Raw genomic sequence first — 13,916 nt, 5'->3', positions numbered from 1 at the left:
ACTTCAACAGTTAGCTTTTATTGCAGGCGGCCATGGCACTGCTTGTATTTTTTACCAGAACCGCACGGGCAAGGATCGTTACGTCCTACTTTGCGCTCACCGGTTTGCGCCGCCAGTGCAGCTGCGGCTGCAGAGTCGTCATCCTGATGGCTAAGCTGCTGCATTTGCGCTAAACGCTCGGCTTCCATACGACGCTGTTGTTCCAGCTCCTCAACCTCTTCAGGCATACGTACCTGAACTTTGCTCAGCGTACTGATAACTTCATATTTCAACGACTCCAGCATCGCTGCAAACATGGAGAACGATTCACGTTTGTATTCCTGCTTCGGATCTTTCTGTGCATAGCCACGCAGGTGGATACCCTGACGCAGATAGTCCATCGCTGCCAGGTGCTCTTTCCACAGGGAGTCAAGCGTTTGCAGCATGACGCCTTTCTCGAAGTGACGCATCATCTCAGCACCAACCACTTCTTCTTTACGCTGATACACTTCGATGGACTGCGCCAGAATGCGCTCACGCAGCGTCTCTTCATGCAGTTCTGGTTCTTTATCCAGCCACTCGGCAATTGGCAAATCGAGGTCGAAATCGTTCTTCAGACGTTCCTGCAGCCCCGGAATATCCCACATTTCTTCCAGCGACTGTGGTGGAATGTAGGCATCAATGGTCGCTTTGAACACATCTTCACGAATGCTGTTAATGGTTTCGCTCACATCGCTAACATCCAGCAATTCGTTACGCTGGGAGTAAATGGCGCGACGCTGATCGTTAGCCACGTCATCATATTCCAGCAGTTGCTTACGAATGTCGAAGTTACGGCTTTCAACTTTACGCTGGGCGTTAGCAATCGCTTTGGTCACCCACGGGTGTTCAATGGCTTCGCCTGGCTTCATACCCAGTTTACGCATCATGCCGGATACTCGGTCGGAAGCAAAAATACGCATCAGCGCATCTTCCATCGACAGGTAGAAACGGGAAGAACCAGCATCCCCCTGACGACCAGAACGACCACGCAACTGGTTATCGATACGACGGGATTCGTGACGCTCGGTACCGATGATATGCAGGCCACCTGCTGCCAGTACCGCATCGTGACGTACCTGCCAGTCGGCTTTAATTTTTTCAATTTGCTCTGCGGTCGGATTTTCCAGCGCGGCAACTTCTGCCTGCCAGCTACCACCGAGCACAATATCTGTACCACGACCCGCCATGTTGGTCGCGATAGTCACCGCAGCCGGATAACCTGCCTGAGCAACAATCGCCGCTTCGTTGGCGTGGAATTTGGCGTTCAGGACATTGTGCTTAATACCGGCTTTGGTCAGTTCGTTTGACACCAGCTCCGATTTTTCGATGGAGATAGTACCCACCAGCACCGGCTGGCCTTTCGCAGTACGTTCTTTGATATCTTCAATGATCGCCTGAATTTTTTCCGCTTCAGTCATGTAGACCAGGTCCGGCAAATCTTTACGAATCATTGGACGGTTGGTCGGAACAACGACGGTATCCAGTTTGTAGATGGAGCTAAATTCGAAAGCTTCGGTATCAGCAGTACCGGTCATCCCCGCCAGTTTTTCATACAGACGGAAGTAGTTCTGGAAGGTGATCGAAGCCAGCGTTTGGTTTTCGTTCTGGATCTGCACACCTTCTTTCGCTTCCACAGCCTGGTGCAGACCATCGGACCAGCGACGGCCCTGCATGGTACGACCGGTGTGTTCGTCAACGATGATAACTTCACCATCTTTAACGATGTAGTCGACGTCACGGGTAAACAGCGCATGAGCGCGCAGCGCCGCCGTTACGTGATGCATCAGCATGATGTTGGCCGGAGAGTACAGAGACTCCCCTTCATCCATGATGCCCTCTTTCACCAGCAGTTCTTCAATCAGCACCAGACCACGTTCGGTCAGGTTCACCTGGCGAGATTTTTCATCCACCGAGAAGTGGCCTTCACCCTGGAAGGTTTCGGAGTCTTCTTTTTCCTGACGGATCAGGTGCGGAATAATTTTATTCACGCGTTTATACATTTCCGAGCTGTCTTCTGCCGGGCCGGAAATGATCAGCGGTGTACGCGCTTCATCGATCAGGATGGAGTCCACTTCGTCCACCAACGCATAGTGCAGTTTACGCTGTACACGTTCTTCAGGGCTGAACGCCATGTTGTCGCGCAGGTAGTCAAAGCCGTATTCGTTGTTCGTACCGTAAGTGATGTCAGCTGCGTAAGCTTCGCGCTTTGCCGGTGCTGGCATGCCCGGCAGGTTGATACCGACAGTCAGGCCAAGGAATTCAAACAGCGGACGGTTGTTTTCGGCGTCACGTTGCGCCAGGTAGTCGTTGACGGTAACTACATGCACGCCTTTACCGGTTAGTGCGTTCAGGTAAGCAGGCAGCGTTGCGGTCAGGGTTTTACCTTCACCGGTACGCATTTCGGCGATGCAGCGTTCGTTAAGAACCATACCGCCGAGCAGCTGTACGTCGAAGTGACGCATGCCAAAGACGCGCTTACTTGCCTCACGCACCACGGCGAAAGCTTCCGGGATCAGATTTTCCAGCACTTCGCCTTTTTCCAGACGCGCACGAAACTCTGCGGTTTTCCCTTTCAGTTCTTCGTCGGAGAGTTTTTCCATCTCCGGTTCCATGGCATTGATGATGTTGACCACTTTGCGCATCCGGCGCAGGGTGCGATCGTTACGACTACCGAAAACTTTAGTTAATAATTTGATTAGCATAATAAAATCTCAAACGCCCCGCGTTGCGGAGTTAATAAAATGAAGTAAAGGTTTATTGTTGTTAGCTGAGGCGTTGAGGGCCAGCACGGATGCCTTGCGCCTGGCTTATCCAGACGGGCGTGCTGAATTTTGCTTGTGGGGTAAAATGCGCATAATCAATGCGATAACCCTTTTCAGACGGCGTGCCTTCCTGGGTCAGCAGCGCGCTGAGCGTATCCAGTAATGCAAGATGTTGCGCCTGAAGAGGCAAAGATTCTTCAGCAACGGGCAGCGTTTGCGGTGCCATTGCGAAGGAAAGATGACGGATTACCGTGCGAATGGCATGTTGATGCCAGTAATCAACGGAATAGTTCGAATTCGGGCGGCGCGTGTTCGCTTCCAGCAAGGCCAATTGACCAAAGTTTACTTTGGCTGAAGGCTCGTGGTTGCGGGTTGTCGCTTTTGCGGGCGCGTTTGGTTCGGCGGCGTTGCTGAGCGCAGGCAAACCTAAACTCGCCGCGACCATCCCTAATAAGAGATGCGGCCAGAAGTAGCGTTTACCAAACTGTCGCCAGCGCGTCAGTATTCCACTCACGTTATTGCCATCCCGATCGTATTCAAACGTATTTAGCGCACAAATCTTATCATTAAAGCCTGAAGTCCACAGCACGAATGAAGATAAGTTGTGCGTAAAAGTGCTTAAGAAAACAGCGTTCGCACCGTTTTTTATAGCTCTTATAAAATTCAAAAAAAAACGACTGGTTAACCTGGCCGGAGAGAGTGCCAGATTTGCCAGTCGAATTTTATACGACAGTATAAATGTCGTTATGCCAGTACAGCTGAAGGCGCTTTGAAGGCCAACGGCAGTTCTGCGTCGTCCTGGAAGGTCACATATTCCCAGGCTTCCTGTTTCGCCAGGACAGCCTGCAGCAGTTTGTTATTCAGTGCATGACCGGATTTATAAGCGGTAAATGCACCAATAATATTGTGACCACACATGAACAAGTCACCGATCGCATCGAGCATTTTGTGACGCACAAATTCGTCTTCAAAACGCAGGCCGTCTTCGTTCAGTACGCGATAATCGTCAACAACGATGGCACAATCGAAGCTGCCGCCCAGGCACAAACCACGGGACTGCAGATATTCGATATCACGCATGAAACCGAACGTACGCGCACGGCTGATCTGGCGCATAAACGCATCAGCGGAGAAGTTCATCGCATAGCGCTGGTTGCTGGAATCAATAGCCGGATGGTTAAAATCGATGGTGAAATCCAGCGAAAAACCATTGTACGGCTTAAATTCAGCCCACTTATCGCCATCTTCGACACGAACAGTCTCTTTGATGCGAACAAATTTTTTGGCGCAGTTCAACTCGTCGATACCGGCGTCAAGCAGCAGGTATACAAACGGAGCGGCGCTGCCGTCCATGATCGGGATTTCCGGCGCGTTAACTTCGATAACAATGTTATCGATGCCCAGGCCCGCGAGAGCAGCGTTGAGGTGCTCTACGGTTGAAATCCGTACATCATGCTCGTTGACCAGACACGTACAGAGCATGGTATCACGCACAGATTTGGCATCGGCCGGGAAATCTACCGGTGGATTCAAGTCGGTGCGACGATAGATGACCCCGGTGTTGGCCGGCGCAGGGCGTAACGTCAGGGTGACTTTCTTGCCGGTATGTAAACCGACACCCGTCGCCTGAACGATACGTTTAAGTGTCCTTTGTTTGATCATCGTATTATCTCGCCAAATTACCTATCCAACCGAAGTGTACTATACATTCGGCGGGCCAGTTTAGCACAAAGAGCCTCGAAACCCAAATTCCAGTCAATTCTTAATCAGCTTGCTTACGCAGGAATGCTGGAATATCCAGATAATCCGGCTCTTTCGCAGTTTGCGGCGCATTGTCATTCACGACTTTAGCAATCGGCTTCTGCTCCTGGGTCAGCGGAGCCATCCCGTGCTGCTGGTAGCGATCCATCACTGGCTGCTGAACCTGCTTATTGGTCACCAGAGTGATTTCAGGACGTTTGTCCATGCCGATACCTGTCGCAACAACAGTTACGCGCAGCTCGTCATTCATATCCGGGTCAAGAGAAGTACCGATAACCACGGTCGCGTTGTCGGAAGCAAATGCACGGATGGTGTTACCTACCGTTTCGAACTCATCCAGACGCAGGTCGAAGCCCGCTGTGATGTTAACCAGCACGCCGCGTGCGCCAGACAGGTCGATATCTTCCAGCAGCGGAGAAGAGATAGCCATTTCAGCAGCTTCTTCCGCACGGTCTTCACCGCTCGCCACGCCAGAACCCATCATTGCGTAGCCCATTTCAGACATTACGGTGCGTACGTCTGCAAAGTCCACGTTCATCAAACCCGGACGAGTAATCAGTTCAGCGATACCTTGCACAGCGCCTTTCAGTACATCGTTCGCTGCGCCAAACGCATCCAGCAGGGAGATACCGCGGCCCAGAACTTTCAGCAGTTTGTCGTTCGGGATAGTGATCAGAGAGTCCACATGCTTGGACAGTTCAGTGATCCCCTGCTCCGCGAATGCCATACGCTTCTTGCCTTCAAAGTTGAAAGGCTTAGTGACGACAGCAACGGTCAGGATACCCAAATCTTTTGCCACTTCAGCGACGACTGGTGCTGCACCTGTACCGGTACCACCACCCATACCCGCAGCAATAAAGACCATGTCTGCACCTTCCAGCGCCGCACGCAGTGCATCGCGATCCTCATCAGCCGCATTGCGGCCAACTTCTGGATTAGCGCCTGCGCCCAGTCCTTTGGTGATACCGCTACCGATTTGAATCGTCTGTCCAACCGCTGTTTTACGCAGCGCTTGTGCATCGGTATTTACCGCGAAGAATTCAACACCTTCAATGCGCTCGCGCACCATGTGTTCAACAGCATTACCGCCGCCGCCGCCGACGCCGATGACTTTAATCACCGCGTCATTGGTAAGTTCCATTGGTTCAAACATAGTTTCTCTCCGATTTGTGCCTGTCGCCTGAGGCCGTAATCATCGTCGGCCTCATAAAAATTAAAACTCTTTTCGCAGCCAACTATTGAGTCGCTTGATCCACGAGCCAACTGATGCTGTAACACGTTTTTCTACTTCAGCTTCACCGTTAAGATGTGACTCTTTCCCATAGTGAAGCAATCCCACCGCCGTCGAATAATACGGCTCCTGAGCATAATCCGTTAAACCGGTAATGTTCAGCGGCGCGCCGATACGCACTTGCGTATGAAACACGCGCTGAGCACAGGCTGCAAGACCTTCGATCTGCGCTGCGCCACCGGTTAATACAATGCCTGCCGCCAGGTGATGTTTAACCCCTTGTTGGCGAAGCTTTTCCTGCAATTGCAATATCTCTTCGTTGACCAGGTTGAGCAGCTCGGTATAGCGCGGCTCGATCACCTCTGCCAGGGTCTGACGTTGCAGACTCCGCGGCGGACGACCGCCTACGCTCGGCACTTCCACGCTCTCATCTTTTCCAACGATGGAACCCAGCGCACAACCGTGGCGAACTTTAATCGCTTCGGCGTCGCTTGGCGGCGTGCCAAAGGCGTAAGCGATATCACTGGTCACGACATTGCCAGCATAAGGAATTACCTTAGTGTGGCGCAATGCCCCACCGGTATAAACGGCGATATCCATTGTACCACCACCGATATCGACGACGCAGACACCCAGTTCACGTTCATCTTCCGTCAATACCGAATAACTTGATGCCAGTCCGGCAAATATCAGTTGGTCAACTTTCAGCCCACAACGTTCAACCGCTTTGACGATGTTTTTCGCCATATCGTTGTGACATGTGATCAGGTGCACTTTTGCCTGCATCCGGACGCCCGAAAGTCCTACCGGATTCTTGATCCCTTCCTGATAGTCAATCGCATACTCTTGCGGGATCACATGCAGTACACGATGCTCATCGCGCACACGCACCGATTTCGCGGTATGGACGACGTTTTCCACATCTTCTTGCGTTACTTCTTCTTCAGAAATAGGCACCATACCAATTTCATTCTGGCAGCTGATGTGCTTACCAGAAAGCGCCAGATATACCGAAGAGATCTGACAATCTGCCATCAATTCAGCCTGGTCAATGGCACGTTGTACGCACTTGACCACGGATTCGAGGTCGTTCACCCCGCCTTTATCCATACCACGCGACGGGCAGCTGCCCACGCCAATGATATTGACCATACCGTCGGGCAGAACTTCCCCTACTAAAGCGGCAACCTTCGCGGTACCAATCTCCAGTCCTACTACCAGTTTTCTGTCCGTCGCCTTGATCATTGTTGTTCTGCCTGTGCCTGATTTTGTTGCTGAGTAGATTCCTCTGGCGGCAATGGCGCCCAGCCTACTGCCGCTCCAGAGTCATAACGCAAATCAACGTAGCTAATCCGTTTGCCATCGGTTTGCGCCTGCTGCTGTAAAACCGGATAAAGTTCTACAAAGCGAGCCAAACGTTTCATCGTATCGCCCCGGCCAAGATTGAGCTTAATATCGTTATTCAGCGTCAACTGCCAGGAACGCCGCGCGGTCATCGCCGCTTCCTTCAGAGTAAATCTGTCCTTTGCCAGCATCTGCCCCATTTCGCGATAGCCCTGCAACACTTCATTGGCGCTGCCTTCCGGGCCATACAGCATTGGAAGCACCTGCTTGCTGGTGCGATCTGGCGGCACGCTGAAGGTGTTTCCTTCCGCGTCTACCATATGTTGATCATTCCACCGCGCAATCGGCACATATTCAACCAGATGAATCTTCAATTCATCAGGCCACTGCTTTCTGACGCTCACCTGCTTAATCCACGGCAGGCGTTGTTCTATTTGCGTCTGGATGATGTTGACATCCTGGGTCATAAAGGTACCTGGCTCACCCAATGCCAGGATCGACTGCCGGATATCGTCATTACGCGTGTAATGCCGTTCACCGGTCAACACCAGCTTTGAGAGCGGCAGGCGTTGCGCATCTTCCATCCAGCCCAACACGACCCAGCCGCTCACCAACACTGTCGTTAAAACGGTCAGCAGGAAAAGGATCCCCGCCAGACGCGTTCCATTATTGCGGCGAGAAGAAACCTCTTCTTCGCTATTTCGCGTGTTCAGAGCAGCCTGCGACATATTAGTCCGCCAGTTCCAGAATTCGTACTACCAACTGCGAGAAGCTCATACCTGCCTGACGTGCCGCCATCGGCACCAGGCTGTGGCTGGTCATACCCGGTGAGGTATTGGCTTCCAGCAGATAAAACTGTCCATCGCTGTCCAGCATAACGTCAATACGTCCCCATCCTTTGCAACCTAACGTCGTCCATGCTTTCAGCACTAATGCCTGCAAATTGGCCTCTTGTGACGCTTCCAGACCTGCGGGGCAGAAATACTGTGTCTCATCAGAGAGATACTTCGCCTCATAATCATAGAAGGTTCCGGACGGTTGAATACGTATTGACGGTAAAATTTCTTCACCGAGTATCGCAACCGTGAACTCCGGCCCACTTAGCCATTTTTCAATCAATACTTCTTCATCGTGCTGAAATGCCAATCTTAATGCATCTTGTAGAGCATTTTCTGCTACTACTTTTGACATTCCCACACTGGAACCTTCGCGGCTCGGCTTAACGATAACCGGCAAACCCAGAGCAGAAATTTCTGCTAACTGCTTATCGCTCAGGCCTTTTTCAAACTCTGCGCGGGTTAACGCTACCCACGGCGCGACCGGTAAACCGGCACCTTGCCACAGAAGTTTGCTGCGTAGTTTATCCATTGAAAGCGCAGATGCCATCACTCCGCTGCCGGTATAAGGCAAGCCCATCAGCTCGAGCATGCCCTGCAGCGTGCCATCTTCACCGCCACGACCGTGTAGCGCGATAAACACTTTCTGAAAGCCCATCGACTTCAGTTGCGTCACGTCGACTTCTTTCGGGTCGACAGGATACGCGTCAATACCACCTTCACGCAGCCCGGCTAACACCGCTGCGCCAGAATTCAGAGAAACTTCCCGCTCAGCGGAGGTCCCGCCCAACAGGACCGCGATTTTATCAGTCATGTTGTTCTTCCTCCGGAGTTTGCGGCTTCAGTTTGATTTCAGCTAAAGAACGGGCAATTTTTCCGATATTACCAGCCCCCTGAACGAGAATCAGGTCGTTACCGGTTAATACCGGTGCCAGCATCTCGGCTACCTGCGCCGGATCCGGCACCAGAATGGGATCTATTTTCCCACGTCCACGAATTGTGCGACACAGCGAACGGCTGTCCGCACCCGGAATTGGCGCTTCGCCAGCCGGATACACTTCCAGCATCAACAGGGTATCAACCTGCGTCAGCACATTGGCGAAATCATCATACAGGTCGCGTGTACGGGTAAAACGGTGCGGCTGAAACAGCATTACCAGGTTTTTATCCGGCCAGCCTGCGCGCGCCGCTTTAATGGTGGCGTCCACTTCCGTCGGGTGGTGGCCGTAGTCATCGACCAGCATTGCCGTACCACTTTTACCATTCACTGGCGCCAGCGGGAATTCACCGAGGAAATCAAAACGGCGACCAGTCCCCTGGAAGCTCTCCAGCGCACGCAAAATAGCCTCGTCGTCAATTCCCTCTTCCGTAGCAACCGCAACCGCAGCTGCGGCGTTCAGCGCGTTATGACGGCCTGGCGCATTCAGGGTGACGCGCATCGGCTCTTTGTCCTGGCGCAGCAGCGTAAAGTGCCCCTGCGGGCCAATCTGCTGATAATCTTCTACACGCACGTCGGCATCTTCGCTGAAGCCGTAAGTTGTGGTCTGACGTCCCACTCGCGGTAACAATTCGCGGATCACCGGATCATCAACACACATCACCGCACGACCGTAAAACGGCAGGTTGTGCAGAAAATTAATAAAAGTCTGTTTTAAATTCTCAAAGTCGCCCTGGTAGGTATCCATGTGGTCGGCTTCGATATTGGTGACAATCGCCACCATCGGTTGCAGATGCAGGAACGATGCATCACTCTCATCTGCTTCGGCAATCAGGTACCGACCATGCCCCAAACGCGCATGAACCCCCGCCGCTTTTACCAGCCCGCCGTTAACGAAGGTTGGGTCGAGCCCCGCTTCTGCGTAGATGCTGGAGACCATCGCGGTAGTTGTCGTTTTGCCGTGCGTTCCTGCAATGGCGATGCCATGACGAAAACGCATTAACTCAGCCAGCATTTCGGCACGACGGATCACCGGAATACGCGCTTCATGAGCTGCGACAATTTCCGGGTTATCGGCAGAAATGGCGCTGGAAACAACGACCACGCTGGCATCACGTACGTTTTCCGGGCGATGGTTGAAATAAATCGTCGCTCCCAGATTCATTAACTGCTGCGTGACCGGATTTGGCGCTAAATCGGAACCACTGATCTGATAACCTTCATTGGCCAGAACTTCGGCAATACCGCCCATACCGGCACCACCGATGCCGACAAAATGTATGTGCCGAACGCGACGCATTTCGGGCACGATGGAACGCAGTTTTGCCAATTGTTGTGTATTCATTCTTTACGCCATTAACTTCTTAAATTCATACGATGCAAAAGGCATCGCTACAATTACGCCCGGGCAGCCCGGCTCACTTCATTTGCCACTCGCTCGGTGGCATCCGGAATGGATGCAGCGCGGGCGCGTTCTGCCATGGTTAATAAGGTTTCTCGCGACCACCCGGCCAGGGTGTTGGCGACAGCATCCACGCTAAGCTGTGGCTGCTCGATAATTTTGGCTGCGCCCGCTTTTTCCAGCGGTAGCGCATTCCAGTATTGCTGGCGGTCTTTATGTTGAAACGGCACAAACAACGCCGGTAGTCCTGCCGCGGCGATTTCACTCACCGTTAACGCACCGGAGCGGCAAACGACGACATCCGCCCACGCATACGCCGCCGCCATATCATCAATAAATTCCGTCACTTTATGCTGCGGTTGCCCCGCTTCGGCATACGCCTGTTCAACGGATTGTTGCGAACCTTTGCCGCTCTGATGCCAGATAGTGACTGAATCACCCAGTTTCGCAGCAACCTGCGGCATTGTCTGGTTAAGAATGCGTGCGCCCTGGGAACCACCCACTACCAGCACACGAACCGGACCTTCACGTCCAGCCAAACGTTGCTGCGGCAACGGTAGCGCCAACACATCGGTACGCACCGGGTTACCCACCACTTCCGCATTGGGGAAAGCACCTGGAAACGCCTGCATCACTTTGGTGGCAATCTTCGCCAGCCATTTATTGGTTAAGCCCGCAATACCGTTTTGTTCATGAAGTACAACCGGAATGCCTAACGACCACGCGGCCAGACCACCAGGACCTGATACGTAGCCGCCCATACCGAGCACCACGTCAGGTTTGTACGCTTTCATAATCGCCCGCGCCTGACGCCAGGCATTGAAGATACGCAGCGGCGCAGCTATCAGTGCTTTTATACCTTTTCCACGCAGACCAGAGATACGAATGAAATCAATTTCGATGCCATGTTTTGGCACTAAGTCCGCTTCCATACGGTCGGCAGTCCCCAGCCAGCGAACTTGCCAACCCTGAGCCATTAGATGGTGCGCAACCGCCAGTCCCGGGAATACATGTCCACCGGTTCCGCCTGCCATCACCATTAATCGCTTTCCTTGACCACTCATCGTGAACCTCGTACAAACGCCTGCGCTTTCTCCAGACGCGTTTCATAATCAATACGCAACAGCATCATGATGGCTGTCGACATAATCAGTAAGCTCGAACCACCGTAACTGATCAGCGGCAATGTCAGACCTTTGGTCGGTAACATCCCCGCCGCCGCGCCTACGTTAACCAGCGCCTGGAAGCTAAACCAGATGCCAATGGAACAGGCGAGAAAACCGGAAAAACGGTGGTCAATTTCTAACGCTTTGCGGCCAATCGACATCGCACGAAAAGCGACGAAGAATACCATTAAAAGTGCCAGCACCACACCGACATACCCCAGTTCTTCGCCGATAATGGCGAAAATAAAGTCAGTGTGCGCTTCCGGCAGATACTCCAGTTTTTGTACCGAGTTACCTAAACCTTGTCCCCACAGTTCGCCGCGACCAAAAGCCATCAGCGATTGCGTTAACTGATAGCCGCTGCCAAAGGGATCTTCCCACGGGTTCCAGAATGCGGTAACACGGCGGATACGGTACGGTTCGGCGAGTATCAGCAACACAACCGCTGAAATGCCCATACTGATAATGGCAATGAACTGCCACAATTTCGCTCCCGCCAGGAACAACATCGCCAGCGTAGTCACAAACAACACCACCACCGTACCAAGGTCTGGCTGTGCCAGCAGTAACACTGCCAACACCAGAATCACGCCCATCGGTTTCAGGAAGCCGCGCAGGTTATTACGTACTTCGTCGCCTTTACGCACCAGATAGTTAGCGATATAGCAAAACAGCGACAGTTTTGTCAGCTCCGCAGGCTGGATACGCAGCAAACCGAGATCGATCCAACGCGATGCCCCTTTAACCGAGCTACCCACTACCAGGACGATCATCAGCAGGATGATAGATCCGAGCAGCATCGTGGCACTGTAGCGTTGCCAGAACTCCATCGGCAGACGCAGCGTAATGATCGCCAGAATAAACGCCAAAATCAGATAGACACCATCACGCTTCGCGAAGAAGAACGGATCGTTGGTTAAGCGTTGCCCTATGGGCATTGACGCCGAGGTCACCATGATAAAGCCAATCGCCGCGAGGCCGAAGGTCAGCCACAGTAAGGTGCGATCGTACATGATCAGGCTGTCGGTATCTTTTTCCCGCGAGCCCATCACCCAGCCCTTTAGCGCCGTGGAGATCCAGACCAGGATACTGAATCCTGGCAGGCGCGGCATTTTCAGGCGAGGGAGAGATAAACGCATCAACCTAACTCCTTCGCCAGACGGGCAAACTCATTGCCTCGTTGTTCAAAGTTCTTGAACTGATCAAGGCTGGCACAGGCCGGGGAGAGTAGAACCATATCGCCCGGCTGAACACGCGGAGCCAGCAAGCGCATCGCCTGTTCCATAGTTTCGGTTTGTTCTGCCACTTCCGGGCGTAGCGCCGCCAGCTGCACGCCGTCACGACCGAAACAATACAGACGTACGTTATCGCCATTCAGGTAACGCGCCAGTGGGCTAAAGTCCGCCGATTTACCATCGCCGCCCAGCAACAAATGCAGCGTGCCGTCTACGTGCAGGCCATTCAGCGCCGCTTCCGTACTGCCGACGTTGGTCGCTTTTGAATCGTTAATCCAACGTACGCCGTTATGCTCCAGCACAACTTCAAAGCGATGCGGCAGACCAGTGAATGTGGTTAATGCTTTCAGGCTGCTGGCGCGCGGCAAACCAGCTGCGTCTGCCAGTGCCAGTGCTGCGAGCGCATTGGTGTAGTTATGCTGCCCGGAAAGTTTCATTTCTTTCACGTTCAGCACTTTCTCGCCTTTCACCCGCAGCCAGGTTTCGCCCTGCTGATGATTCAGGTGATAGTCACCCATGTTGACGCCAAAGCTGACGCAGCGTTCATCCGCACCGCGAATCGGCATTGTTAAGGCATCATCAGCATTAACCACGCAAACTTTCGCGTTTTCGTAAATGCGCAGTTTTGCTGCACGATACTGTTGTAAACCAAACGGATAGCGATCCATATGATCTTCAGTCACGTTCAGAATGGTCGCTGCTACCGCCTGTAAGCTGGAGGTGGTTTCCAGCTGGAAGCTCGACAGTTCCAGCACGTACAGTTCACACTCATCATCCAGTAGCATCAACGCAGGCAGGCCAATATTGCCACCCACACCAACGTTAACCCCCGCCGCTTTCGCCATTTCACCCACTAGCGTGGTGACCGTGCTTTTGCCGTTAGAACCGGTAATCGCCACAATCGGTGCTTGTGCTTCGCGACAGAACAGCTCGATATCGCCAACGATTTCGATTCCGGCATCAGCGGCAGCGCTTAAGGATGGATGCGCCAGTGCAATACCGGGACTGGCGACAATCAGATCTGCCGCCATCAGCCATTCATCATTCAGACTGCCCGTGTGGCGTTCAACGGCTTCGGGTAATTTATCCAGGCCAGGCGGTGTCATACGCGTATCCATAACGCGCGGCGTCACACCGCGAGCGAGGAAAAAGTCCACGCAGGAAAGCCCGGTGAGGCCCAGGCCGATAATGACAACATTTTTACCCTGGTAATCAGCCATG

The 13,916-nt window shown here is 52.9% G+C and carries 11 protein-coding genes; all 11 read right to left on the bottom strand.

All coding sequences use genetic code 11. From position 1 onward, the window contains the following. Positions 1–17 precede the first annotated feature (17 nt). Entirely contained in the window at positions 18–2,723 is a 2,706-nt protein-coding gene (secA, locus tag OQV04_RS09905) for a preprotein translocase subunit SecA (RefSeq protein ID WP_000905780.1), read from the bottom strand. A gap of 61 nt (positions 2,724–2,784) precedes the next feature. Further along, entirely contained in the window at positions 2,785–3,297 is a 513-nt protein-coding gene (gene secM, locus OQV04_RS09900; protein ID WP_000014320.1) for a secA translation cis-regulator SecM, read from the bottom strand. Positions 3,298–3,527: 230 nt separating this feature from the next. Continuing rightward, on the bottom strand, positions 3,528–4,445 hold the full coding sequence (gene lpxC, locus OQV04_RS09895) for a UDP-3-O-acyl-N-acetylglucosamine deacetylase (RefSeq protein WP_000595482.1): 918 nt from the start codon (positions 4,443–4,445) through the stop codon (positions 3,528–3,530). Between the two features lie 100 nt (positions 4,446–4,545). Next, complete coding sequence (gene ftsZ / locus OQV04_RS09890) at positions 4,546–5,697, bottom strand: cell division protein FtsZ (protein WP_000462775.1); 1,152 nt, start codon at positions 5,695–5,697, stop codon at positions 4,546–4,548. Positions 5,698–5,757: 60 nt separating this feature from the next. Then, positions 5,758–7,020 (bottom strand): cell division protein FtsA, encoded by a 1,263-nt coding sequence (ftsA, locus tag OQV04_RS09885; RefSeq protein WP_000588474.1) that lies wholly within the window; start codon positions 7,018–7,020, stop codon positions 5,758–5,760. After that, positions 7,017–7,847, bottom strand: coding sequence for a cell division protein FtsQ (ftsQ, locus tag OQV04_RS09880; RefSeq protein ID WP_000075744.1), 831 nt, complete (start codon positions 7,845–7,847; stop codon positions 7,017–7,019). The genes ftsA and ftsQ overlap by 4 nt, the downstream gene beginning before the upstream one ends. Position 7,848: 1 nt before the next feature. After that, the gene (gene ddlB, locus OQV04_RS09875) at positions 7,849–8,769 is read right to left on the bottom strand and encodes a D-alanine--D-alanine ligase (protein WP_000130056.1); all 921 of its coding nucleotides are present in this window, start codon (positions 8,767–8,769) and stop codon (positions 7,849–7,851) included. After that, a complete protein-coding gene (gene murC, locus OQV04_RS09870; RefSeq protein WP_001096044.1) occupies positions 8,762–10,237 on the bottom strand; it encodes a UDP-N-acetylmuramate--L-alanine ligase in 1,476 nt (491 codons plus the stop codon). The genes ddlB and murC overlap by 8 nt, the downstream gene beginning before the upstream one ends. Before the next feature lie 53 nt (positions 10,238–10,290). Beyond that, positions 10,291–11,358, bottom strand: coding sequence for an undecaprenyldiphospho-muramoylpentapeptide beta-N-acetylglucosaminyltransferase (gene murG, locus OQV04_RS09865; protein WP_000016559.1), 1,068 nt, complete (start codon positions 11,356–11,358; stop codon positions 10,291–10,293). Then, positions 11,355–12,599, bottom strand: a complete 1,245-nt coding sequence (gene ftsW / locus OQV04_RS09860) for a cell division protein FtsW (RefSeq protein WP_032280251.1) — start codon at positions 12,597–12,599, stop codon at positions 11,355–11,357. Before ftsW ends, murG begins: the two co-directional genes overlap by 4 nt. Beyond that, a complete protein-coding gene (gene murD / locus OQV04_RS09855) occupies positions 12,599–13,915 on the bottom strand; it encodes a UDP-N-acetylmuramoyl-L-alanine--D-glutamate ligase (RefSeq protein ID WP_000796483.1) in 1,317 nt (438 codons plus the stop codon). The genes ftsW and murD overlap by 1 nt, the downstream gene beginning before the upstream one ends. Position 13,916 lies beyond the last annotated feature (1 nt).

Source organism: Escherichia sp. Lx600-2 (assembly GCF_036662595.1).
In the GTDB taxonomy this organism is placed as follows: domain Bacteria; phylum Pseudomonadota; class Gammaproteobacteria; order Enterobacterales; family Enterobacteriaceae; genus Escherichia; species Escherichia coli.
The sequence above is the reverse complement of the archived record's forward strand: the minus strand, read 5'-3'. Positions and strand labels throughout refer to the sequence as shown.

Bases quoted from the DNA above. Each gene is read 5' to 3' on its own strand.
- murD (WP_000796483.1), bottom strand. From the start codon at position 13,915: ATGGCTGATTACCAGGGTAAAAATGTTGTCATTATCGGCCTGGGCCTC.
- lpxC (WP_000595482.1), bottom strand. From the start codon at position 4,445: ATGATCAAACAAAGGACACTTAAACGTATCGTTCAGGCGACGGGTGTC.
- ftsW (WP_032280251.1), bottom strand. From the start codon at position 12,599: ATGCGTTTATCTCTCCCTCGCCTGAAAATGCCGCGCCTGCCAGGATTC.
- ftsZ (WP_000462775.1), bottom strand. From the start codon at position 5,697: ATGTTTGAACCAATGGAACTTACCAATGACGCGGTGATTAAAGTCATC.
- ddlB (WP_000130056.1), bottom strand. From the start codon at position 8,769: ATGACTGATAAAATCGCGGTCCTGTTGGGCGGGACCTCCGCTGAGCGG.
- murG (WP_000016559.1), bottom strand. From the start codon at position 11,358: ATGAGTGGTCAAGGAAAGCGATTAATGGTGATGGCAGGCGGAACCGGT.
- secA (WP_000905780.1), bottom strand. From the start codon at position 2,723: ATGCTAATCAAATTATTAACTAAAGTTTTCGGTAGTCGTAACGATCGC.
- murC (WP_001096044.1), bottom strand. From the start codon at position 10,237: ATGAATACACAACAATTGGCAAAACTGCGTTCCATCGTGCCCGAAATG.
- ftsQ (WP_000075744.1), bottom strand. From the start codon at position 7,847: ATGTCGCAGGCTGCTCTGAACACGCGAAATAGCGAAGAAGAGGTTTCT.
- ftsA (WP_000588474.1), bottom strand. From the start codon at position 7,020: ATGATCAAGGCGACGGACAGAAAACTGGTAGTAGGACTGGAGATTGGT.